The organism is Algibacter sp. AS12 (assembly GCF_046736315.1).
Lineage (GTDB): Bacteria > Bacteroidota > Bacteroidia > Flavobacteriales > Flavobacteriaceae > Algibacter_B > Algibacter_B amylolyticus.
In genome coordinates this window covers 2,577,177-2,601,679 of sequence record NZ_CP151841.1, presented here as the reverse complement: position 1 = coordinate 2,601,679, position 24,503 = coordinate 2,577,177, and the positions used below count along the sequence as shown (strand labels likewise).

Sequence of the window (24,503 nt, the reverse complement as noted above, 5' to 3'; positions counted from 1 at the left end):
TTTTAATTCCCCACAATCAAATGGATAACTCAGCTATAATTAGTATTACAAGCCTAATCATAGTGGCACTGTTTTTACTTTTTTCTGCATTTCTACTTACTGTAAAAACGTCTAAAAAACTTAGCAACCAACTACTCGCTGCATTCTTAATTGTAACAGCTATAGATATTAGCGTATTTTTTTATCATAATATTATTGAATTCCCGCATGCAATAGAAATGTTGAGGATGCAGATTTCGAGCTTTAAGGACCCCTTGTTATTTCTATATATCCTTTCGGTATTATATTCCGATTTTAAGCTAAGGCCAAAGCACCTCGTATTACTACTGCCATGGGTAATTACCATTCTAATACTTATTCCAAATTTCTTTTTAGTTTCTGAAACAGCACAAATTCAGTTTCGAATAAACTATGCTGAATCTTTTGAAGGGCAATTTATAATTGGAATGAATCGCTTTGTTGAAGTACTCTATATTATAGCCGAAATATATTATTTACTAAGATACCGAAAACTACTCTTAGAAAATTACACCAGTAAAGATGCTTTTTATAATTACCATTGGGTAAAGCAACTCATTATCTTTATTCTAGTTGGTCAATTACTTACATTTATCAAAGGATACATTCGAGACTCTGGAGATTTTGATGTAGAATTCGTAAACATCCTTAGAATCATCTTACTAGCTTTTGGTTTGTTTTTTAGCTTTTGGTTAGTATTTAAAGCGCTGTTATCTCCTAAACTTTTCAGAGGTATTGCTGTTGATCTTCGCTTATCTAAAGAAATGATTTCTGAAAAGCCGAACGAATTCACTAATCAAATTGAAAGTATTAAATCTTATATGGTAAAAGAAGAACCTTTTTTAGATGCTTCACTAACTGTAAAAAGTCTTTCAGAAAAAATTGATATTCCACATAGAGAATTATCTATTATAATAAACCAAGAACTAGGTCAACACTTTTTCGATTTCATAAATAAATATCGCATTGAAAAAGCCATGTCAATTTTAAAAGACCCTGCAAAAAAGAAACATACCGTTCTCGAAATTTTGTACGAAGTTGGTTTTAACTCAAAATCTTCATTTAATACGGCGTTTAAAAAACATACCGGAAAAACACCTACAGCCTTCCGTAAACACCAATAAACACAAGGATTTGTAAAAAGTCGAACGTTTTTAATTAAGAAAGTCGAACGCATTTTATTTTTAGAAATACGTTCGACTTTTTGTATTCGGTCGTGTAAGGTTTCATTCGGTTAGATATTTGTTCTAGATAAAACAAAAATCAATCTTAAAACCAACAATCTTATGAAACATGCATTTGCTTTAATTCTACTAACACTTCCAACATTACTTATAGCACAAATTAGTATTACAGGAAAAATCACAAATCAATCTCAACCCATAGTTTGGGCAAATGTGGCGTTAACGGATTTGGATGGCTACATTATTACCGGAGGCATAACCGATGATAATGGCGTATTCCATTTAAAAATAGCACCAGGAACTTACCATCTAAACATTAGTTTTATTGGTTACACTAGTTTTAAAAAAGAAATAATCGTAAAAACTGATTTAAACCTAGGTGAAATTAAATTAAAAGCAAACCAAACACTCGATGAAATTGTTATAACACACCAAAAGAAACTTATAGAACAAAAGCCAGATCGTATTATTTTTAATGTTGAAAACAGCGTAACAGCAATTGGTGGCGATGCTTTAGATGCCTTACGCATTGCACCAGGATTAAGCGTACAAAATAACAGTATTAATTTACTGGGCAGAGGCGCATCTAGAGTAATGGTTAACGGACGATTGTTACAACTATCGGGCGAAGATTTAGTGAGCTATTTAAACACTATAGCTTCGGGCGATATTAAAAAGATTGAAGTAATAACAACACCTCCCGCAAAATATGAAGCTGCTGGAAATGGTGGACTTATTAATATTATTTTAAAAAAAGGACAAGTCGATTCTTGGAAAAACACCATCTCGTTTGCAGATAATATAAACACCTATAATTTTGCAACCCTTAGAAACAGTTTACTATACAACAAAAATAAGGTTAGCCTATCGTTTAATGTGAACGGAACCAAAGGTAGCTCTAGAAACATAGAAGATTTTCAGGTGTATTACCCAACAAGTAATTGGGATATCGATATAAATTCAAAAGAAAAGAAAGATAATTTATCAGGACAATTGCTTTTGGATTATGATGTAACCGAAAGCACAACCATTGGCATTCAATATTTAGGAAACTCCAAAACGCCAAATATGTCCGACCGAAGTGTTTCTAGAATTTTTAATGAACAAAACACATTAGACTCATTACTTATTAACAACGGCAATAATCAATCTAAAGTAAATAGCCATTTAATAAATGTACATGCCAATACTAAATTAGATAGTTTAGGAAAAAGTATTTCTTTCGATGTCGATTATTTCACGTACCAATCCAACCAAAACAGAAATTTTATAACCAATAGTTTTTCAGCTAACAATGAGTTTCAAAATATTAATGCTGCAGCCAATAACTTTACAGATTTAAACATTGAAAACTTCAGTGCAAAAACAGATATGGAGCATCCAACAACCTTTATTAATCTATCATATGGCGCCAAAATTAGTAGCATTAAAAACCATAGCGATATTCAGTTTTTTAATACCATTTCTGGAGCTCCCGTTTATGATACTAACATTTCCAACACTTTTAAATACGAAGAAAACAATCAAGCCATTTACATAAGCGGATTAAAAAAATTAAACAAAAAATGGGACATCCAATTGGGTTTTAGACTAGAACATACAAGAACTAAAGGACACTCTGTGCAACTAAACGAAACCAATAGCAATAATTATACAAAACTATTTCCATCGCTATACGCTAGCTATAGTAAAAATGAAAACAATAGTTTTTCTATAAGTTATGGTAAACGTATAGAGCGCCCACGTTTTAGCGATTTAAATCCTTTTAGATCTGTAATTAGTAGTAACACCTTCAGTTTAGGAAATCCATTTTTAAAACCTTCATTTGTAGATAGTTTTGAGTTTAAACATACTTATAAAAATAAATATACTACCAATGCATTTTTAAGTATTAAACATGATGGAGCTAGCGTTATTTTTACTTCCGATGTTGAAAACAGCACACAAATTGTAACGCGTTCAAATTTCTTCAAACAGCATATGTTTGGCATTGGAGAAAGCTTTTTATTCGATACGTTTTCTTGGTGGCAAAGTCAAAACAGTTTTAATGTAATTGGATCGAAAACAGAATTTACACAAAATATTGGGGCGAAACCTAAAAACGGATTCATGTTTAGCGCAAACTCTAGCAATTCATTTACCATGAATGATTCTACTAAATTACAACTAGATGCGACTTACAGCTCGCCTTTTAAAGCCGGTTTATTTAGCGTAGGAAGCACGTCTAGTATAGATTTAGGAATGAGTAAGACGTTTTTAGACAAAAACTTACAAGTGGCTATTCTAGTTAAAGATATTTTCAATAGCTCTAGCTTAAACCAATTAGAATCTACGGTTAATAACGTTAAGCAAGTATATGGACAAAATGATAACAATCGATATATAAGACTAACCGCGAGCTACCGTTTTGGTAATAAAAAGATTAGCGAAAAAAGAAGAAACTTTGGTAATGAAGAAGAGCGCCGAAGAACTAATTAACAAATCGGTTTTAATCTATATAAACTATGCGGTTCCTGCTATTCAAATAATGTTAACAAATTCCGCTTTTATTCCTCGTAAATAATTGTATTTTTACAGCTAATAAAACCAAATCATTTAATGGGTAAAATCATAGCAATTGCTAATCAAAAAGGCGGTGTTGGAAAAACAACAACCTCAATAAATTTAGCAGCTTCACTAGGTGTTCTAGAGAAGAAAGTATTACTTATAGATGCTGACCCTCAAGCAAATGCAACTTCTGGAATTGGAATTGATGTAGAATCTGTAGACGTTGGAACTTATCAACTTTTAGAGCATTCTCATTCTGCCAAAGAAGCTATTGTAAAAACAGAAACGCCAAATTTAGATATTATACCGGCGCATATCGACCTTGTTGCAATTGAAATTGAACTTGTTGATAAAGATGAACGCGAATATATGCTTAAAAAAGCGTTACAGGAAATAAAGGATGATTATGATTATATCATCATTGATTGTGCGCCATCATTAGGTTTATTAACCTTAAACGCATTAACATCGGCCGATGCTGTAATTATTCCTATTCAATGTGAATATTTTGCACTAGAAGGTTTAGGAAAGTTATTAAACACAATAAAAAGTGTTCAAAAAATTCATAATGCCAATTTAGATATTGAAGGCTTATTGTTAACCATGTACGATTCGCGCTTAAGACTATCAAATCAAGTTGTTGAAGAGGTTCAAAAACACTTTAACGACATGGTGTTTAAAACCATCATTCAAAGAAACGTAAGACTAAGTGAGGCACCAAGTTATGGCGAAAGTATAATTAATTACGATGCCAGTAGTAAAGGTGCTAACAATTACTTAAGTTTGGCAAAAGAAGTCATTAATAAAAACGCTTAATTTATGGCTAAGGCAATTAAAAAACAGGCTTTAGGTAGAGGTTTATCGGCCCTATTGAAAGACCCAAGTAACGATATTCAATCTGCTCAAGATACCAACGCCGATAAGGTTATTGGTAACATTGTAGAGTTAGATTTAGATTTTATTGAAGTTAACCCGTTTCAGCCTCGTACTAACTTTAGTGAAGAATCGCTTCGCGAACTCGCCTCTTCCATTAAAGAATTGGGCATTATACAGCCCATTACCGTTAGAAAATTAGGCTTAAACAAATACCAATTAGTTTCTGGAGAACGTCGTTTTAGAGCTTCAAAATTATTAAGTTTAGAAACTATTCCTGCCTATGTAAGGATTGCTAACGACCAAGAGTCATTGGAAATGGCACTGGTTGAAAACATTCAGCGTCAAGACTTAGATCCTATTGAAATTGCTTTATCGTACCAACGTTTAATTGACGAAATCAATTTAACACAAGAGCAAATGAGCGAGCGCGTAGGTAAAAAACGATCTACTATAGCCAATTATTTGCGTTTATTAAAACTAGACCCAATTATTCAAACCGGTATGCGCGATGGTTTTATTTCTATGGGTCATGGTCGTGCATTAATTGCTATTGAAGACCAAAGTGATCAATTAGATATTTACGAAAACATACTATCCAATAAACTTTCAGTTAGAGAAACCGAAAACTTTATTCGCGATTTTAATTCTGATAGTCCAACAAAAAACACCGAAAAAAAGACGGAAGAAGACGATATGCCAAAGTTTGTTAAAAAAGGCATGACGGCATTTTCTGAATACTTTGGACATAAAATTGACGTTAAAGTTTCTAAGAATGGTAAAGGGAAAATTACAATTCCGTTTCATTCTGAAGAAGATTTTAACCGTATAAAAAAATTAGTTCAAGGTGATTCCAAATAAAATCCTAATAACAGGAATAGTATCATGCTTACTTTGTTTTGCCACTTTTGCACAAGACAAGAAAAAGGAGAAAGAAGAAAAAGTACTTCCTAAAGAAGTGGTTGTGGACTCCATCGTTAAAGTTAGCGATCCTATTAATCCGCTTTCGCCTGCCAAAGCAGCATTCTATTCTGCAATTTTACCTGGTTTAGGTCAAGCTTACAATAAAAAATACTGGAAAATCCCACTTGTTTATGGTGCCATAGGTACGGGGGTATACTTTTACATTACTAACAACAAAGAATACAACAGGTATAGAGATGCTTATAAAAGCAGACTCGCCGGCTTTACTAACGATGAGTTTTATTTGGACTCCGCTGGTAATCAATTAACAACTCCAAGACTATCTACCGATAAACTTGAAGACGCTCAAGAATTTTATCGTCGTAACAAGGAAATTTCACTTTTAGTAACGCTTGGGCTTTATGCCTTAAACATTATTGATGCCAATGTAGACGCGCATTTATTGCAGTATAACATTGATGAAAACCTATCTTTAGCACCGCATTATAAATTCAATGAATTTGATGCAAAAAGTAATTTCGGACTAACTTTAAACTTTAATTTTTAACCCTTAATTGGGATTTTATAAACAATACATTTTAATATGAATATAGCATTACTCGGATACGGAAAAATGGGCAAAACTATTGAGCAAATTGCCATTAAACGCGGACATAAAGTAGTTTTGACTATTGACAAAGGAGACACCAATTACGACATTACTAAAGCAGATGTTGCTATCGATTTTAGTATTCCTACGGTGGCTTATAGTAATATTGCAAATTGTATTGACAACAATGTACCAGTAATTTCTGGAACTACCGGATGGCTAGATAAATATGAAGATGCTGTAGCGTTATGCGAAGAGAAAAAAGGTGCTTTTATTTATGCGTCTAACTTTAGTTTAGGTGTAAACATCTTTTTTGAACTTAATAAAACACTAGCTAAAATGATGAGTGCCTTGAAACAATACAATGTTTCTATGGAAGAAATTCATCACACGCAAAAACTTGATGCGCCTAGTGGTACTGCAATTACTTTAGCCGATGGCGTAATTGAAAACCACGATGGTTACAAAAACTGGAAACTAGAAGAAAACGGCGAGCAAACCATTCCTATTGCAGCAAAACGTATTGCCGATGTTCCTGGTACGCATACCGTTACTTACGAAAGCGAAGTAGACACCATAAACATAGAGCATGTTGCACATACTAGACAAGGTTTTGCTTTAGGTGCTGTTGTTGCAGCAGAGTGGATTGTTGGAAAATCTGGTGTTTTCACAATGAACGATGTGTTAAATATTGGTTAACACAAAATAATACTGTAACAAATAGAACGCTGTTACAACTAACAACAAATTAAAATTTTGAGATTATGACTTGGACACAATGGTTTATATTCATCTTAATAATACAAATAATTCATGGTTTAGGCACCTGGAAACTATACATTAAAGCAGGAAGACAAGCTTGGGAAGCCTTTGTTCCTGTTTACAATGGTATTGTATTAATGAAAATAATAAACCGTCCGTGGTGGTGGATTATCCTTTTGTTTCTGCCTATTGTAAATCTTATTATGCTACCCGTTATTTGGGTTGAAACTGCGAGAAGCTTTGGCAAAAACACCATAGTAGACACCATTTTAGCGGTTGTTACTTTAGGGTTTTACAATTTCTACCTAAACTATGTTGCCGATGTTAGTTATATAGAAAACAGAAGCTTACAGCCAAAATCTAGTTCTGGCGATTGGACAAGCTCTATTTTATTCGCGATTGTAGCGGCAACTATTGTACACACGTATTTTATGCAGCCGTTTACTATTCCTTCTTCTTCTTTAGAAAAATCGTTATTGGTAGGCGATTTTCTATTTGTAAGTAAGTTTCATTATGGTGCAAGAGTACCAATGACAACCGTTGGCGCTCCTATGGTGCACGATACTATTCCCGTTTTAAACAAAAAATCATATTTATTTGATGATCATTTTGAAGACCGAAACACATCCTGGAAAAACAAACTACAATTACCCTATTTAAGAATTCCTGGATTTCAAAAAATAAAACGTAACGATATTGTTGTTTTCAATCAGCCGGCAGATACCTTGTTGGATATGAATGATTTTACGCCAGATAGAAATTATTACAAACCTATAGATAAAAAAACAAACTTAGTAAAGCGTTGTGTTGGTGTTGCTGGCGATACTCTAGAAGTTAGAGATGGTTATGTTTATATAAACGGCAAGAAAAACGAGTTACCAGACCGTGCACATTTACAATTTAGTTACTTGGTGCAACCTAAAACAAATCAGTTTAACCCAAACTACATTAAGGAGCGTTATGATATTACTGATGGTTTTGGCATTATGAATGCTCAAAACACATATTACTTTTCGGCGATTTCAGATGAAGCCTTGGCAACATTTAAAAATCATCCTAATGTAAAAAGTATATCATCTAATATTCAAGAAAAAGGCGTTCGCGATGCCGATATTTTTCCACACGATCCTAACTACAATTGGAATGTAGATCAATTTGGACCTTTATATATCCCTGAAGAAGGCAAATCGATAGCAATTAACATAGAAAATTTACCGCTATACAAACGTGCTATTACCGAGTACGAAGGCAACACGTTACAAGTTAAAGGCAACCAAATTCTAATTAATGGCCAAGTAACCGATACTTACACATTTAAACAAGACTATTATTGGATGATGGGTGATAACCGCCATAACTCTATTGATGCAAGACGTTGGGGCTTTGTACCTTTTAATCATGTTATTGGTAAACCTGTATTTATTTGGATGAGCCTTAAAGACATGAGTTTATTTAAACCTCGATGGGAGCGTTTCTTTACTACCGTTAGCGGAACAGGGAAAGCAACCTCATTTTTAATTCCGTTTTTAGTTTTATTATTTGGTTGGATAGGTTTCAACAAATGGAGAAAGCGTAAAACAGAAAAAGAATAACCTCTTTTACGGCTTATTTTTAACTTGTAAACCATACGTATGTCTTTTAAAGCGGGTATTATGGCTCTTTTTTTTGCATCGATAGCATTCGGTCAAAACAATGACGCAATAAAACTACCGGCCATTACTAAAGATTTTGTTTTAGGGAAATTCGACTATAAAACGCATGCCCAATTTACTAAAGTGGATATGGCTCATGCCTCGAAAACCATCTATTTAAACAAAGACGTGTATTCGGCATTTCTTAAAATGTATAAATACGCCAAGGCAGATGGCGTTGATTTAATTATAAAATCTGGTACCAGAAATTTTAAGGAACAAAAAGCCATTTGGGATCGTAAATGGGTAAAATACAGCAGCCTTAATCCTATTGAAAGAGCTAATAAAATACTGGAGTATAGTTCGATGCCCACAACATCGAGACACCATTGGGGCACAGATATAGATTTAAACAGTTTTACAAATTCGTATTTTGAAAATGGTAATGGCAAATTAGAATACCAATGGCTTTTAAAAAATGCCAATACTTATGGTTTTTACCAAGTTTACACCAATAAAACTAATGGAAGAACGGGCTATAATTTAGAACGTTGGCATTGGTCCTACATGCCATTAGCTAAAACTTACTTAGCGTTTTATAATAAGCACATAACGTACTTGGATATTACGGGTTTTGAAGGCTCTAAGCTTGCAAAAGAATTGAATACTATAACTTTATACGTTAATGGTATTTCCCAAAAAGCCAAAACGGCATTTAATAAAGACTAAATGAATATTGTTATACATCCAACATACTTCCCTAATATTGCACACTTTGTTGCTATGGCTAACGCGAAAACGGTTGCCTTTGAAATGGATGATAATTTCCTGAAACAAACCTACAGAAATCGCGCTTACATTTATGGCGCCAACGGTAAATTAGGTTTAAACATCCCCGTTATTCATTCGCAAAAAAACAGACAAAAATACAGAGACGTTAAAATTTTTAATGAAGATAATTGGCAAAGTTTACATTGGAAATCTTTACTATCGGCCTACAGAACATCGCCCTTTTTTGAATATTACGAAGATGAGCTCCAGCATTTATTTACCGAAAAAGCGGAGTTTTTATTAGATTTTAATTTAAAATGTTTTGAAGTTATTACCGATTGTTTGCAGTTGGATTTAGAGTTAACAAAAACCGAAACCTACCAAAAAACCTACGCTGATAAAACAGACTTTAGACCTCTAGTGCATGCTAAAAAAGAGCCGCTTTATCCTTTTGAAAGTTACACGCAGGTATTTAATAGCAAACACGGTTACATAACTAATTTAAGTATTTTAGACTTGCTTTTTAACGAGGGTCCAAATGCTTTAAATTATCTGGAAGCTCAAAACACAACCCTTTTATAATGCTACAAACTTTTGCTCATTATGGTTGTCATTTTTTGTTACCACTTGTGGTGGCATTACTCTTTTATAAGTCGAATTGGAAATACGCTTATTTAGTAATGATTGCAGGTATGTTAATTGATTTAGACCATGTATTGGCAACGCCTATTTTCGATCCTAACCGATGTAGTATTGGGTTCCATCCGTTACACTCTAGCTTTGCTATTTTGTTTTATATTTTTTTATGTGTACCAAAAACATCTAGATTGGTAGGCTTAGGTTTAGTTATTCATATCATTGCTGATACTGTTGATTGTGCTTTAATGTAGAATACTAGGGTGAAGCGTTGCGCAAGGGATAGTAGAGGAAAGCCCACAGCCCGACGCAGGAGGTGCGAGGACTTGTAACGGATAGCCCGACCCTTGTGGTTGCGCCCAAATTAAAAAAACGGGGTGCTGACTACTCGAGACTAAGTGTTGTTGTTATGGGATAATGATCGGAATAATGGGCGTTATAGGCTTTAAAACCATTGACGTTAAAGGCTTGGTCGGCAAAAATAAAATCGATACGAACCGGGAAAAATTTAAAATCGTAAGTTCTGCCAAACCCGTTTCCAGCTTCTTTAAAGGTATCATTTAAATCGCCTCTAATTTGTCGGTATACATACGAAAATGCAGTGTTGTTAAAGTCGCCACAAATAACCATTTTGTATTTGCATTGCTTTTTATGCATTAAAAACAACTCGGTTTGAAATTGCTGCATTTTAAAGGTGGAACCAATACGTTTAAATAAGCGCTCGGAATCTTCTTTTTTAAGACTTTCCACCTTGGTATCGATACGCAAAGACTCGAGGTGGATGTTATAAAACCTTATGGTGTCTTTGCCTTTTACAACATCGGCAAAAATGGCATTATTAGCTGTATCTGGAAATTCTATTGAGCCGGAATTTATTATTGGAAATTTTGAAAAAATAGCTTGTCCGTATTTCATTTTTTTTCCGGATAGCTTTTCGAATTTATATTTAAAAAACGATAAATCGATGTTTTTATGGGGATGGTATTCCTGTATACTGAGTACATCGGGAGCTTCGGTTTTTATAAAGTCTACAATTTTAGTTTCTACACCCTTTTCTGGAATCCATTGATATAAATTAAACAACCTTACATTGTAGTTCATGACCTTTATATTACTGGGGCTTTCTACCTTTACCGATGATGAAAATTTATAAAGCGAACCAAAAGAAAAATAGCCAATTAATAAGGCCACCAACGATAACATAAACTGCCTTTTTAAGCGAAACACCCAGTATAAAAAGAACACAACATTAATAATAATTAAGAAGGAAACACCTAGGTTTACAACGGCTAATATGGAGAATGTTTTTGGTGGTAAAAAAGGTAAAACAAAAGACAGCAAAAGCAGTACAGCTACAACAACATTTACTAGGTAAATGATTTTATTTATGAAGCTTAGTTTTTTCATGTATCTACTTCCCTGCTCTAAACAAAAATTCCTTTTCTTCTGAGGTTAAACTATCATAACCACTTTTACTGATTTTATCTAGAATGACATCAATTTTTTTCTGATTATTAAAGGCATTAAAATCCGCTTTAGTATAACCACCAACTTTTCCTTTATTTTTATGAACCGTTTTTAATGGTCCTTTTTTTGATGGTTTAAACATGCTTACCACGCTATCTGCCATACGCTCGAAACCTTTTCCTATATCTTTTCCACTAAGCAATTGTTTGGCGTAAAAATAGCCTAACAAGGCTCCACCTAAATGCGCTAAGTTACCACCTGCATTTCCATATACCGGATCTTTAATACCCGAAAATACACCTATAACATCCAATGCCACAATAGCGGCTCCAACATACCATAGTTTTAAACTAAATGTAAAAAAACGCATTTCTTGATTTGGCATATAAGCGCACAAAAAGATTAGTAATGCTCTCACTGCTGCAGAAGCACCTAATAACCTTGAACTACCACCAAATACACCTGGAAACAAGCTGTAACAAAACATAAACAACAACCCTCCAGAAATAGCACCAAGAAAATAAATATTTATTGCCATTTTAGCACTAAACAGGTTTAAAAACATGCGCCCTAAAAAGTACAACCATAGCATATTGAATAGGATATGCCACACATCGTAATGTAAAAAAGCATAGCTAATAATACTCCAAGGTTTCATGATAAAGCTAGAAAAACTACTTGGTAACTCAAACCAAATTAAATCTGTTCTTAAGATAAGCGCCAATAGAAAAACCACCACATTAATGGCTATAATTTTTTCTAGCACATTAAGATTTGAAAGTTTGTCTTTTATGTCTTGTGTTAGTGTTGTCATTAATACCAACGGTTACTGTTAAATTGATTTTTTTTCCAATACCACATAATTAAAAAACCTGTTACCGCACCACCAACGTGTGCCATATAAGCCGTATTACTTGGACTAAAGAAAGATTGCCCGGTAACACCAGAAATTAAATCTAAAATAATTATTCCAGGTATAAAGTATTTAGCTTTTATTGGAATTGGTAAAAATATCATCATTAATTCGGCATTGGGATTCATCATACCAAAAGCAGCCATAACACCCATGATACATCCTGAAGCGCCAACCATACTTGCATTATAAGCAGGAAAAATATCTTTAAGCATAGCAACTTGAGCCTGAGAAACTCCCGAACTTACTTGATTACTAGTTAGCATTTGCTTTATACTTTCTGAGGTTAAACCAGAATCTATTAAAGCATTATAATTAGGAAGATATTGAAAATAATAAAACCCTACTTGCAGTAAAACAGCACCTAATCCAGCTGAAATATATAGAAACAAAAACCGCTTAGAACCTAGCACTTGCTCAACAGGTGTACCGAACATCCATAAGGCAAACATGTTAAATAAAATATGCATAGCACCACCATGCATAAACATGTGGGTTATAATTTGCCAAGGCTTAAAAGCATCATTCTGCGGAAAATACATAGCGAACCATTCGTAGAACGTATTCCCATTCCCTATAGTTAATGTACCAATAAACATAATCGCGTTAATGATTATTAAATGTTTAACGGTATCTGAAATTCTCATCATATTATATAAATTTTTTATCTAACTCATCAACACTCATGGTAATAAATGTTGTTCTATTAGTAGGCGATACATTGGGTTCTTTACATGCAAAAAGTTTATTTACCAAATGCTCTTGCTCATCCTTTTGTAAAGACTGCCCTGTTTTAATGGCTAAACTTTTGGCCATAGATTTTGCTAACAAATCTGAAGCACTAAAATGACTTTCGGGCACTTCGTTCTCTACATCGCTTACTAATTGTTCTAAAATAATGGATACTTCGCTTTCTGGAACACCTACAGGAACTCCGGTAATCTCTACCAACTCTTCCATAACGCTAGAAAACACAAAACCTGTATGTTCTAAATCTACTTTTAATTGATTTATAATGACGATATCCTGTGGCGAAAAATGCAGTTGAAGCGGAAATAGTAATTGTTGACTAGCCGCTTCCTTGATGGTTAAATTCTTTAAAAAATCTTCATACAATACACGTTGATGCGCTCTATGTTGGTCGATAACCATCATACCAGATTTAATGGTACTTACAATATATTTATTATGCAATTGATAAGTAGTATGCGTTTTTTCAACCTGCTTATCATCATCAAAAATAGATGCTGTGCGTTCTTCGCTTTCAAAGGTAATGGCGCTAAATTCCTGTTTAGAATGATTTCCTTTAGACTCTAAACCAACATATAAACTTTCCCAACTTTCGGTAGGTTCTTTTTTATAATTTGCTACTCTTGGCTTAGAAATTTTTTCCTCTTGAAACGGATTAAAACTTCTATCCACCTCTACTTTAGGAACGCTCGTTTCGTTCTTTTTATAGCTGTACGGTGTATCTAAATTAGGATCGCGCTCAAAATCCAAAACTGGAGCAATATTAAATTGCCCTAAACTGTGCTTAACAGCAGATCGTAATAAGGCGTAAAGCGTATGCTCATCATCAAACTTAATTTCTGTTTTAGTAGGATGAATATTAATATCTATGGTTTGCGGATCGACAGTTAGGTTTAAAAAGTAACTGGCGTGCGTTCCGGTTTTTAATAAACCTTCGAACGCCGAAGCTATGGCATGATTTAAATAAGCACTTTTAATAAAGCGATCGTTAACAAAAAAGTATTGCTCACCTCTAGTCTTTTTAGCAAATTCTGGTTTACCTACAAACCCAGAAATATTTAAAACCTCTGTATCCTCTTCAACAGGAACTAGTTTTTCGTTGGTTTTTGCACCAAAAATATTTACAATACGTTGCCTGTAGTTACTAATTGGTAAATTAAAACTTTCGCTTCCGTTATTATACAACGCAAAACTAATACCTGGATGTGCTAATGCCACACGATGAAACTCATCGATAATATGGCGTAACTCTACCGTATCAGATTTTAAAAAATTACGTCGTGCAGGAATATTAAAAAACAGGTTTTTTACAGAAACAGATGTCCCAGTAGGTGTAACCACAATATCTTGAGAAGTAATATTACTGCCCTCGATTACCAAAACGTTACCAACATCATCGCTTTCCTGTTTGGTTTTTAACTCCACATGCGCAATAGCGGCAATACTAGCTAAAGCTTCACCACGAAAGCCTTTAGTGTGCAGCTGAAATAAATCTTCGGCACTTCTAATTTTTGAAGTAGCATGACGCTCAAAACTCAATCTAGCATCCGTAGTACTCATGCCTTTACCATTGTCAATGACTTGCACAAGGGTTTTTCCGGCGTCTTTAATAATAAGTTTTATCGTATCTGCTCCGGCATCAATAGCATTTTCTAAAAGCTCTTTAACTACTGACGCTGGGCGCTGTACAACTTCTCCTGCCGCAATTTGATTTGCCACATGATCGGGTAAAAGCTGTATAATGTCTGCCATAAATTATTTGGGTAAAAATATAGATAAATCGAAATCGATGATAAATAAAAATACTAAAACTAGAATTCCAACAATAATTAAAACACGTTTACTTGCTTGATGGTCTGGGTTGTTTTTAAAGTCGTCAAAAGCATCAGTAAACTTGCCTTTTATACCTTTATTAGCCCCTACTGTTTTTCTGTATTCGTCAAACTTATGTTTAATCTCATAAGGATTACCTTCGCCTTTATCATCATAAGTACGAGGTGTATAACTAAATTTTTTGTTTTTACGCAGTTTTAAAATTCCCATGATTTCTAAGTTTTAAATGTGGTTTTACATGTATTTTTTTTCTAATAAATACATACAAATCAATAATAATACCAAAACCAATAGTAACACCTTCATGGACATAGCACCTCGTGTTTTCACTTTAGTGCTTTTTTCGCGTTTCCATTTGGACACAAATTCTTTGGTATTAGAATTGTTATCTAAACTAGAATCCGTTTGATTTTCCTTAGAAAACCTAGGTTGATAATTAAAAGTTTTATGCTTACGTTGTTTAAACAAAATCTAGTTTTTTGCCAATAAAAATGTTAAATACATTGGCATTGCTCCTCTTTTCAAAAATACTTAAAAGTAGTTAGAAACAGAAGCTTTAAAAGCCAAAAAATGTTAACAAATCGCTTATTGAGCCATTTCTAAAAAAAGAAAAACTAAATTCCAAATACTTAGAAGACGCTTCTAAGCATATCATGGAATTTAGTTTTTTTTGAATATTGAAATTTTTAAAACAACTTAATTGTTTTCTCTAAGCTCTGCCATTTTAATAGCAGCAATAGCAGCTTCTGTGCCTTTGTTACCGTGTTTACCACCAGAGCGATCAATACTTTGCTGTATATTATTATCGGTAAGCACACAGAATATTACTGGTGTTTCGCGCATTACATTAAGATCTTTAATACCTTGAGTTACACCTTCGCAAACAAAATCGAAATGCTTAGTTTCACCTTGTATTACACTACCAATTGCAATAACCGCATTTACCATTTGTTCTTGCATTTTTTTACAGCCGTAAATCAACTCAAAACTTCCTGGTACGTTCCAACGGATAATATTAGCTGGTAATACGCCATTATCAATTAAGGCATTATAGGCGCCTTCGTATAAACCTTCTGTAATGGTATCGTTCCATTCTGAAACAACAATCCCAAACCGATAATTACTCGCGTTTGGGATTGATGTTTTATCGTAATCCGATAAATTTTTATTTGCCGTAGCCATATATGTTGTAGCTATTATTTGTTTGCTAACACTGTTGCTTTACCAATAAACACATCTACTTGTGCCGCTTCGGTAGAGTTTGCGTAGTCATTTTTAATTCTTTCAAAGTAAGCTAATGCTTTATCTGCTTTCCCTAACTCTAAAGCAATTGTACCTGCTTTAAATAAATACATAGGTGTAGTAAATTCGTTGTTACGCATTTCGGCAGCTTGCTCGTAATACCCTAAAGCATCATCGTTTTGGTTAAGTTGCACAAAGGCATCACCAATATTTCCTTTAGCTAAAGGTGCTAAAATCTCGTCGTTACTTTTAAATTCACCTAAATACTTAACTGCATTTTTGTAATCTTTTAATCTTAAATACGCTGTACCAGCATAGTAATTTGCTAAGTTAGCAGAAGGCGTACCACTGTACTCCTCAATAATATCTAACATACCAAATTTACCTTCACCACCATTTAAAGCTAAGTTGTAAAGAGAATCTTTTGACGCTCCTGTTACAGCTTGATCAAAGTATTTTTGAGCTTGAAACATATCGTTCATAGCTGCTTGTTGTTTTGGCTTTGCAACATATTCTTTATATGCTAAAGACCCTAAAACAATAACAGCAACAAGACCAATTATAATAAAAATATATTTTTGGTTTTTTGCTACAAAGTCTTCTGTTTTAGAAGCTGTTTCATCAAGTGTGTTAAAAACCTCTGCAGTTGTAGACTCCTCTTCAATATTAGTTTGTTTTTCTACTTCTGTTTTTGGTTTGTAACCTCTTTTCTTATAAGTTGCCATGTATTTAGTCTATATGATATGGTCCTAACAAAATATATAGGACACATTTTATTAATGTGGCGCAAAAATATAATTTTTCTTCATAACTAAAAGCCTATTTATTTGATATTTTTCAATAATTTGCACTTCTTATCTAGAGTTTAACCTCTAAAGGCCCTCAAAGTTGCTTTTTCTATGATTTTAAAATCGCTTTCTTTACTTAATTATAAAAACTTCGATAGTAAATCGTTCATTTTCAATGATAAAATAAATTGTATTGTTGGTAATAATGGTATAGGCAAAACGAATGTACTAGATGCGATTTATCATTTATCCTTCGGAAAAAGTTATTTTAATCCTGTAGCTACACAAAATATTAAGCATGATGAAGAGTTTTTTGTGATTAATGGCGACTATAATAAGGATGAAAAAACCGAAAAAGTAGCGATAAGTTTAAAACGCGGGCAAAAAAAGGTGATTAAGCGCAACGGAAAGGCTTACGATAAATTTAGCGAGCATATTGGTTTTTTGCCTTTAGTAATAATATCGCCTGCCGATAGAGATTTAATTATTGAAGGTAGCACCACGAGACGAAAGTTTATTGACTCGGTAATTTCGCAAAGCGATAAAAGCTATTTAAATCATCTAATTAACTACAACAAAATACTAGCACAACGTAATGCATTATTAAAATATTTTGCTCTAAACCATACCTTTAACAAAGACACTTTAGAAGTTTATAATTCGCAGTTAACCGAATACGGAACGGTAATTTTCGAAAAAAGAGATGCCTTTTTAAAAGCTTTTATTCCCATTTTTAAATCGAGATACGAAGCCATTAGCAATGGCAACGAAACTGTAGATTTAATTTATGATAGCCATTTATTTGAAGATAACTTAAACACACTTTTAATGGCTGCTATTAATAAAGATAGAGCCTTACAATACACTAGTGTTGGTATACATAAAGACGATTTACATTTTAATATAGCAGAACATCCTATTAAAAAATTTGGAAGCCAAGGACAACAAAAATCGTTTTTAATAGCCTTAAAACTAGCACAATTCGATTTTATAAAAAACCAAAGTGGTGTGAATCCTATTTTATTACTGGATGATATTTTTGATAAACTAGACGAACAACGTGTAGCACAAATTATTAAACTGGTGGACGATGAAAATTTTGGACAACTCTTTATTAGCGATACGCATGCAGAACGCACTGAAAATGCTGTAAAACAGGTGCATCAATCGTTCGAGATTTTTAAGTTGGAATAGCCATTTATTTCTCCCTTGACTTTATTGAGAATTTCGACTACTTTCGCTTATCGCTAAATATAAATTAGAGGTAACCAACATGTTTTTAGCATGAAAACCAGTTGATATTCTTAGAAACATTGTTTACTATTTAAACTAAAGAAAACTAAATGTTTAGACATCAAGGAAAAAGCAGAACTTTAAAACATAATTTACGTATTGCCACTGTTCTATCTTTTGTTGCGGGCATAGTAAATGTTACGGGCTTTTTAGCGTTTAAGCATTTAACCACTAACGTAACAGGTCATTTTGCGCTATTTATTAACGATGTTGCTACTTTTCAATTCTGGAAAGGCACTATATATTTCCTGTACATTTTCTCTTTTCTATTCGGGTCTTTTGTGTCTAGTTTTTTAATTGAGCAGTTTAGAGAAAACAAAAAGCTAAATGTTTTTTTTCTGCCAACTTTAATTGAATGTTTAATTTTAATATCAATTGGGCTTTCAAGTAATATTATGACTTTAAAATCTGCAGATTTAATTGTGTGCCTACTGCTTTTTGCAATGGGGCTTCAAAACTCTTTTGTAACTAAAATTTCGAATGCTGTGGTAAGAACAACGCATCTTACTGGCCTATTTACTGACTTAGGCATTGATATTTCGCAATTATTCTTCCCCAAACTACATAAGGAAAGAGAAAAACTAAAGGCTAATATTAAATTGAGGATTTATATTATTTTATTCTTTTTTGTTGGTGGTTTAGTGGGTGGCTTTCTTTATTCTAAACTCGATTGGAAATTAAACACACTGCTTTTTGCCGCTTTAGTTTTATTGAGCAGTTTATTTTATGATGATATTAAGTATAGCTTAATAAAAAACCGAAGAAAGCATAAGCAAAATAAAAGAACGGCGCATTAAAGTTTTTCTAGTTATTGGCTATTTATTTAAAACAGATAACTAGCATAAAAAAGAGATGTTCACGCTTGTCTTTTTTAGGTGGTGAAACTGAAAAAAACGTAAAATGAATGACAACGCTTACTTAAATACTTAAATTAACTCGTGTTAATCTGAAGCTATACTTATACTTATACTTGTCCTAATTTCTTGACTTTATAAAAAATTTCGGCTACCTTCGTTTACCATCGGATATAAAGCAATAAAACGAATTCATATCCGAGAAAAAGTTACTAGCAAGCACCAATAATCAACTGAAATGATACAACGAAAAGCATTACTTATATCAGTTTTTATTTTGGGAATAATAATATTGTTTTCTTGTAATAAAAAAATATTAAGTCCAACTCCTTCTATTACGAATACAAATTCGAAACCTGCTCAAAAGAAACCCTATTTAATTTTAATTTCTCTTGATGGTTTTCGATGGGATTATGTGGAAAAATACAATCCACCTAATTTGAGTTCATTCATCAAAAATGGTGTTAAGGCTCAATCATTAATACCTTCATTCCCGACCAAAACTTTTCCAAATCATTATACTATTGCTACTGGTCTTTATCCTGATAGACATGGAATAATAGGAAATATATTTTATGATTATAAAAAAGACACACTATTTAATAAGAGGAATCCTGAAATGGCTGAAGACGGAAGCTTTTTTGGAGGTTCACCAATTTGGGTAGAAGCAAATAAATCAGATATTGTAACTGCTAGTTACTTCTTTGTGGGAACAGAAGCAAACATCCAAGGAGTCAGACCTACTTACTATTATAAATTTGATAACAGTGTGAAAAATGAGATTCGAGTAAATCAAGCACTAAAATGGCTGAACTTGAATGAGAAAAGCAGACCACACTTGATAACTTTATATTTTGGAGATTTAGATAAAGTTGGACATCGGTTTGGAATCAATGACAACGAATTAAAAAAAGCATTATTTGAATTGGATAAAAATTTAGGAGCTTTGTTTAATGGAGTATCTAAAACTGGGCTTCCTGTAAATATTATCATAGTTTCTGATCATGGTATGGGAAATCAGTCTACAAACAAGATAATACCAATAGATTCTATCGAAAACGATGACTTATTTATGACAATTGAAAATGGTACAATAGTAAATATTCATCCAAAAAAAGATATTGAAATAGATTCTGTACTACAATATTTAAAACAAAAAGAAAATAATTTTAAAGCTTATAAAACAAAAAACACACCGGGTTTTGAGTACATCCCAAAAAATAAAAATTGGGGTGCAATACAATTAATACCAGATTATGGTTATCATTTTTGGAATCAAAGACGTAAAGACGCTCTTATCGAAGAGGGTGTTACAACCTTTGGAGTTCATGGCTATGATAGCAAACACAAAGAAATGCATGGAATATTTTATGCAAATGGTCCAGCCTTTAAAGATGGTTATGAGATACATTCGGTAAAAAACATTCATATCTATCCATTAATGTGTGAGATATTAGGATTAGAAATTCCTAAATTGATTGATGGAGATTTAAATCAAATCGAAAGCGTTTTGAAAGATTAACAAGCACTAAATATAAAATAATGGCTACAGGTAACACAACCTATAAACGAACCTCTCCAAAAACTAAATAACTTTCCTTTTAAAAAACAAACTAGCCAACATACACGCGTTAGGGATAAAAGCGGCATCCTTTTTAAAGTTTGCCAAAATACAACTTAAGTTAGTCTATGATTTAACAGATGGCCTCGTAGATTTCTCCTAGCCATAAAAACTTTAAAAAGATATAGCGGATAGCCCGACCTTTTTCGGGTAACGTCCAAAAAAATATGGCTCGAATTGGACTTAATTTTATACTTTTAAACAAAATTTAAATTACATATATAAGTTAACCGCACCATGGCAAAACGAAATAACGAAAACCTAAGTATTAGTGACGCTTTAAAAGAGTTTGTTGAAACTAATAGGCTTGAAAAAGGATTAAACAAAGTAAATGTTGCTGATGCTTGGGCTAACCTTATGGGTAATGGGGTTAATAATTATACCACCTCGGTAAATCTAGAACGCGAAACGCTTTATGTACAATTGAGTTCCAGTGTTTTAAGGGAGGAATTAAGCTATGGCAAGGCGAAAATAATTACCATGCTTAATGAGGAACTGGGCAAAGAGATTATTAAAAAACTGGTTTTAAGATAATTAGATATTATGGGTAGGCATAAAAATTTTACAAAAAAGATAAGACTTAATCTTTTTTACATTATATTTGTTGCTTAATTTATTATAATACAAATACAATGAGTAAAGGTACCGTAAAATTTTTCAATGATTCTAAAGGATTTGGTTTCATAGTTGAAGAAGACAACAACAAAGAACATTTCGTACACATTTCAGGACTTATCGATGAAATTCGTGAAGGTGATGTTGTAGAATTCGATCTACAAGAAGGTAGAAAAGGATTAAACGCCGTAAACGTAAAAGTAGTCTAACGATATACTATTTCACAATTACAAGTAGAGCCTATCATTTATTTTGATAGGCTTTTTTTGTTTATAGTGTTTTATAACTTAATTGGCTGTACCTTTGCAGCATATTAATTATTATAATACAATAACAATGAGTAAAGGTACCGTAAAATTTTTCAATGATTCTAAAGGATTTGGTTTCATAACTGAAGATGACAACAACAAAGAACATTTCGTACACATTTCTGGATTAGTTGATGAAATTCGTGAAGGTGATGCAGTAGAATTCGATTTACAAGAAGGTAAAAAAGGATTAAACGCCGTAAACGTAAAAGTAATCTAAGGATATACTATATAACAATTACAATTAAAAGCTTATCATTTATTTGATAGGCTTTTTTTTTGGTTTAATATGAAGCCTCTCCGAGCATACCGAAAGCGCATAAACTACAGAAAAACAACTTGTTTGTAGAATATACTATGCCGCAAGAGTATTCAAGTCCTTCCATATGGGAAGGATTTAGGATAGGCTATTTTTTGTGGCACGACCTTTGCAATCCATTTAATATTATTAATTAAAATATATTACAATGAGTAAAGGAACAGTAAAATTCTTCAACGATTCTAAAGGATTCGGATTTATAACTGAAGAAGGTTCAAACACCGAACATTTTGTTCACATTTCTGGATTAATCGATGAAGTTCGCGAAGGTGACATAGTTGAGTTTGATTTACAGGAAGGTAGAAAAGGCTTAAATGCCGTAAACGTAAAAGTAGTTTAGTAAAACATACAGAACTTTTTTAAAACAAAAAATCTCGCAACTTAGTTGCGAGATTTTTTTATGTTTTATTATGGTGTAATAACTAAAATTGGTCTCTTCCTGAAAAATGGAAAGCGCCTTCGATAGCTGCGTTATCATCACTATCACTACCATGTACTGCATTTTCACTTATAGAATCTGCAAACATTTTTCTGATAGTGCCTTCGGCAGCATCAGCAGGATTTGTAGCACCTATTAATGCTCTAAAATCATCTACAGCATTTTCTTTTTCTAAAATAGCGGCAACAATTGGTCCGCGAGTCATGTACTCTACTAATTCTGGAAAGAATGGACGCTCATTATGTATCGCGTAAAACTCTTCTGCATCTGCAGTTGTCATTTGTGTTAATTTCATTGCTACAATTCTAAACCCTGAAGCTGAAATTTTTTCTAATATTGCACCGATGTGTCCTTTCTCAACAGCATCTGGCTTAAGCATTGTAAATGTTCTATTTGTTGCCATTATATTGTTTTAATTTTGTGCAAAAGTAATCTATTTCTAGGAAATACCATAACGGAAATTTGAATGCCAAAAGAAATGATAATTATAATATAACATAGCTCTTAAATAATCTTAACAGTTAAAATTTCGATACCACTAATTTTAAAAAAATTGTATCTTCGCCACCTATGAAAAAACAAGATATTACAAGCATAAAACAGCTATTATCATCGGCTAAAAAAATAGTAATTGTACCACATAAAAATCCAGATGGTGATGCTATTGGCTCTACTTTGGGACTTTACCACTATTTAGTTAAAGGCAATCATGATGTTACCGTTATAACACCTAATGATTATCCGCATTTTTTAAAATGGATTCCAGGAAACGAAAGCATTTTAAAACACGACACCCAAAGAGACGCTTGTGAAGATTTAATTAATAATGCCGACATTATTTTTACTTTAGATTTTAATGCTTTTCATAGAACCGGACAGATGGAAACTGTTTTAACAAACAGTAAAGCTTTAAAAATTATGATTGACCATCATCAAGCACCAGATGATTATGCGACTTATACCTACAGCGATGTTAGCATGAGTTCCACTTGCGAAATGGTATACAATTTTATTGACTTTTTAGGCGATGAAAACTTGGTAGATAGCATCATTGCAACTTGTCTTTATGTAGGTATTATGACAGATACAGGTTCGTTTAGGTTTAGATCAACCACCAGTAAAACACACGTTATAATTTCTAAACTCATAGATAAAGGCGCCAATAATAATGAAATACACAATAACGTTTACGATACTAACAGCTATGAACGTTTGCAATTATTAGGCTGTGCGCTAACTAATTTAAAGGTAATACCGGAGTCTAGAGCGGCATATATTACGCTTTCGCAAGACGAGCTGCAACAGTATAACTATAAAAAAGGAGATACCGAAGGTGTTGTTAATTATGGTTTATCGTTAGATGGTGTGGTACTTGCTGCAATTTTTATTGAAGATAGAAAAGAAGGTATTATAAAAATATCTTTACGTTCTAAAGGCAATTTCTCTGTAAACGAAATGTCTAGAGCACATTTTGAAGGTGGCGGTCATACCAACGCTGCAGGTGGCAAAAGTGATTTATCCTTACAAGAAACGGTTGAAAAATTTATTAGTATATTGCCTAGTTATAACAAAGCACTAAATAATGAATAAATTACTCAGCATAGCCATATTTTTACTAGTATTTAGCTGCAAAACTCCAGAAGCAAGACGCCCAATTTCGGTAACATCGGGTTCTTTTATCGATGCCTCTGTGGAGCGCAATAAAAAATTAAATGCCAAAGAAAAAGCGTCTATTGAAAAACTAATGAGCTTTGACCAAAAGGATTACATTGCTTCAGAAAGTGGTTTTTGGTATTATTACAATAATAAAGTTGAAGTAGACTCTTTAAAAACACCCGGTTTTGGAGATGTTATTAATTACAACTATAATATAAAAGCTCTTAATGGTAGCGTTATTTACTCGACCGACGAGTTAAAAACACAAACCTATGCCATGGATAAAGAAGAGTTATTTACTGGACTTCGCGAGGGTTTAAAGCTCATGAAATCCGGTGAAACTGTTACTTTCCTTTTCCCTTCGCAAAAAGCTTATGGCTATTATGGCGATGAAAATAAAATTGGAAGAAATACACCTCTAATCTGCGAGGTAACCGTAAATTCTATTACCCTAAATCAATCCCATTAAC

General features: G+C 33.1%; 28 protein-coding genes. 19 read left to right on the top strand and 9 right to left on the bottom strand.

The features are described from left to right. Positions 1-20: 20 nt before the first annotated feature. The 10 genes from AAFN75_RS10995 (at position 21) to AAFN75_RS10950 (ending at position 10,189) form a co-directional block, all read left to right on the top strand. On the top strand, positions 21-1,142 hold the full coding sequence (locus tag AAFN75_RS10995) for a helix-turn-helix domain-containing protein (RefSeq protein WP_411806353.1): 1,122 nt from the start codon (positions 21-23) through the stop codon (positions 1,140-1,142). Between the two features lie 162 nt (positions 1,143-1,304). After that, positions 1,305-3,680, top strand: coding sequence for a TonB-dependent receptor domain-containing protein (locus AAFN75_RS10990; protein WP_411806352.1), 2,376 nt, complete (start codon positions 1,305-1,307; stop codon positions 3,678-3,680). A gap of 120 nt (positions 3,681-3,800) precedes the next feature. Further along, positions 3,801-4,565 (top strand): ParA family protein, encoded by a 765-nt coding sequence (locus tag AAFN75_RS10985; protein WP_411806351.1) that lies wholly within the window; start codon positions 3,801-3,803, stop codon positions 4,563-4,565. 3 nt (positions 4,566-4,568) lie between these two features. Beyond that, entirely contained in the window at positions 4,569-5,483 is a 915-nt protein-coding gene (locus AAFN75_RS10980; protein WP_411806350.1) for a ParB/RepB/Spo0J family partition protein, read from the top strand. Continuing rightward, positions 5,473-6,093 carry a DUF5683 domain-containing protein gene (locus AAFN75_RS10975; protein ID WP_144116257.1) on the top strand — a complete coding sequence of 207 codons (621 nt, stop codon included), beginning with the start codon at positions 5,473-5,475 and terminating at the stop codon, positions 6,091-6,093. Before AAFN75_RS10980 ends, AAFN75_RS10975 begins: the two co-directional genes overlap by 11 nt. A gap of 36 nt (positions 6,094-6,129) precedes the next feature. Beyond that, on the top strand, positions 6,130-6,834 hold the full coding sequence (dapB, locus tag AAFN75_RS10970) for a 4-hydroxy-tetrahydrodipicolinate reductase (protein WP_411806349.1): 705 nt from the start codon (positions 6,130-6,132) through the stop codon (positions 6,832-6,834). Between the two features lie 65 nt (positions 6,835-6,899). Continuing rightward, positions 6,900-8,489: a signal peptidase I gene (gene lepB / locus AAFN75_RS10965; RefSeq protein ID WP_411806348.1), complete on the top strand. Its 1,590-nt coding sequence runs from the start codon at positions 6,900-6,902 to the stop codon at positions 8,487-8,489. Positions 8,490-8,549: 60 nt separating this feature from the next. Then, the gene (locus AAFN75_RS10960) at positions 8,550-9,257 is read left to right on the top strand and encodes a M15 family metallopeptidase (protein ID WP_411806347.1); all 708 of its coding nucleotides are present in this window, start codon (positions 8,550-8,552) and stop codon (positions 9,255-9,257) included. Continuing rightward, positions 9,258-9,881, top strand: a complete 624-nt coding sequence (locus AAFN75_RS10955; protein ID WP_411806346.1) for a WbqC family protein — start codon at positions 9,258-9,260, stop codon at positions 9,879-9,881. After that, positions 9,881-10,189 (top strand): DUF6122 family protein, encoded by a 309-nt coding sequence (locus tag AAFN75_RS10950; protein WP_092847553.1) that lies wholly within the window; start codon positions 9,881-9,883, stop codon positions 10,187-10,189. Before AAFN75_RS10955 ends, AAFN75_RS10950 begins: the two co-directional genes overlap by 1 nt. Positions 10,190-10,319: 130 nt before the next feature. Here AAFN75_RS10950 and AAFN75_RS10945 read toward each other — a convergent pair whose 3' ends face one another. From AAFN75_RS10945 to AAFN75_RS10910, 8 genes are all read right to left on the bottom strand, one after another. After that, on the bottom strand, positions 10,320-11,342 hold the full coding sequence (locus AAFN75_RS10945; protein WP_411806345.1) for an endonuclease/exonuclease/phosphatase family protein: 1,023 nt from the start codon (positions 11,340-11,342) through the stop codon (positions 10,320-10,322). Between the two features lie 4 nt (positions 11,343-11,346). Beyond that, on the bottom strand, positions 11,347-12,216 hold the full coding sequence (locus AAFN75_RS10940) for a rhomboid family intramembrane serine protease (protein WP_411806344.1): 870 nt from the start codon (positions 12,214-12,216) through the stop codon (positions 11,347-11,349). Beyond that, positions 12,216-12,965 carry a rhomboid family intramembrane serine protease gene (locus tag AAFN75_RS10935; RefSeq protein ID WP_092847563.1) on the bottom strand — a complete coding sequence of 250 codons (750 nt, stop codon included), beginning with the start codon at positions 12,963-12,965 and terminating at the stop codon, positions 12,216-12,218. Before AAFN75_RS10935 ends, AAFN75_RS10940 begins: the two co-directional genes overlap by 1 nt. A 1-nt stretch (position 12,966) precedes the next feature. Then, positions 12,967-14,817 carry a DNA mismatch repair endonuclease MutL gene (gene mutL / locus AAFN75_RS10930; protein WP_411806343.1) on the bottom strand — a complete coding sequence of 617 codons (1,851 nt, stop codon included), beginning with the start codon at positions 14,815-14,817 and terminating at the stop codon, positions 12,967-12,969. 3 nt (positions 14,818-14,820) lie between these two features. Then, the gene (locus AAFN75_RS10925; protein WP_411806342.1) at positions 14,821-15,108 is read right to left on the bottom strand and encodes a riboflavin synthase subunit beta; all 288 of its coding nucleotides are present in this window, start codon (positions 15,106-15,108) and stop codon (positions 14,821-14,823) included. Positions 15,109-15,132: 24 nt separating this feature from the next. After that, entirely contained in the window at positions 15,133-15,366 is a 234-nt protein-coding gene (locus tag AAFN75_RS10920; protein ID WP_144116136.1) for a hypothetical protein, read from the bottom strand. 228 nt (positions 15,367-15,594) lie between these two features. Then, on the bottom strand, positions 15,595-16,080 hold the full coding sequence (gene ribH, locus AAFN75_RS10915) for a 6,7-dimethyl-8-ribityllumazine synthase (RefSeq protein WP_411806341.1): 486 nt from the start codon (positions 16,078-16,080) through the stop codon (positions 15,595-15,597). A gap of 14 nt (positions 16,081-16,094) precedes the next feature. Further along, entirely contained in the window at positions 16,095-16,865 is a 771-nt protein-coding gene (locus AAFN75_RS10910; RefSeq protein WP_144116134.1) for a tetratricopeptide repeat protein, read from the bottom strand. Between the two features lie 174 nt (positions 16,866-17,039). Between AAFN75_RS10910 and recF the strand changes: the two genes are divergently transcribed. The 7 genes from recF to AAFN75_RS10875 all read left to right on the top strand — a co-directional run bounded on the left by recF (position 17,040) and on the right by AAFN75_RS10875 (position 22,278). Continuing rightward, positions 17,040-18,122 (top strand): DNA replication/repair protein RecF, encoded by a 1,083-nt coding sequence (gene recF, locus AAFN75_RS10905; RefSeq protein WP_144116133.1) that lies wholly within the window; start codon positions 17,040-17,042, stop codon positions 18,120-18,122. Positions 18,123-18,271: 149 nt separating this feature from the next. Then, the gene (locus tag AAFN75_RS10900; RefSeq protein ID WP_411806340.1) at positions 18,272-19,018 is read left to right on the top strand and encodes a YoaK family protein; all 747 of its coding nucleotides are present in this window, start codon (positions 18,272-18,274) and stop codon (positions 19,016-19,018) included. Positions 19,019-19,313: 295 nt separating this feature from the next. Next, a complete protein-coding gene (locus tag AAFN75_RS10895; RefSeq protein ID WP_411806339.1) occupies positions 19,314-20,597 on the top strand; it encodes an ectonucleotide pyrophosphatase/phosphodiesterase in 1,284 nt (427 codons plus the stop codon). Between the two features lie 336 nt (positions 20,598-20,933). Next, positions 20,934-21,230 (top strand): DUF721 domain-containing protein, encoded by a 297-nt coding sequence (locus AAFN75_RS10890; RefSeq protein ID WP_411806338.1) that lies wholly within the window; start codon positions 20,934-20,936, stop codon positions 21,228-21,230. Positions 21,231-21,328: 98 nt separating this feature from the next. Beyond that, positions 21,329-21,520, top strand: coding sequence for a cold-shock protein (locus AAFN75_RS10885; RefSeq protein WP_067150460.1), 192 nt, complete (start codon positions 21,329-21,331; stop codon positions 21,518-21,520). 127 nt (positions 21,521-21,647) lie between these two features. Next, positions 21,648-21,839: a cold-shock protein gene (locus tag AAFN75_RS10880; RefSeq protein WP_135876672.1), complete on the top strand. Its 192-nt coding sequence runs from the start codon at positions 21,648-21,650 to the stop codon at positions 21,837-21,839. Positions 21,840-22,086: 247 nt separating this feature from the next. After that, positions 22,087-22,278 (top strand): cold-shock protein, encoded by a 192-nt coding sequence (locus AAFN75_RS10875; RefSeq protein ID WP_144116128.1) that lies wholly within the window; start codon positions 22,087-22,089, stop codon positions 22,276-22,278. An 82-nt stretch (positions 22,279-22,360) separates the two neighbouring features. Here the strand turns inward: AAFN75_RS10875 and AAFN75_RS10870 are convergent, their stop codons facing one another. Continuing rightward, a complete protein-coding gene (locus AAFN75_RS10870; RefSeq protein WP_144116127.1) occupies positions 22,361-22,780 on the bottom strand; it encodes a nucleoside-diphosphate kinase in 420 nt (139 codons plus the stop codon). A gap of 167 nt (positions 22,781-22,947) precedes the next feature. Here AAFN75_RS10870 and AAFN75_RS10865 point away from each other — a divergent pair, with 167 nt between their 5' ends. After that, positions 22,948-23,967 carry a DHH family phosphoesterase gene (locus tag AAFN75_RS10865; RefSeq protein ID WP_411806337.1) on the top strand — a complete coding sequence of 340 codons (1,020 nt, stop codon included), beginning with the start codon at positions 22,948-22,950 and terminating at the stop codon, positions 23,965-23,967. Further along, positions 23,960-24,502 (top strand): gliding motility-associated peptidyl-prolyl isomerase GldI, encoded by a 543-nt coding sequence (gene gldI, locus AAFN75_RS10860; protein WP_411806336.1) that lies wholly within the window; start codon positions 23,960-23,962, stop codon positions 24,500-24,502. The genes AAFN75_RS10865 and gldI overlap by 8 nt, the downstream gene beginning before the upstream one ends. The last annotated feature ends 1 nt before the right edge of the window (position 24,503 follow it).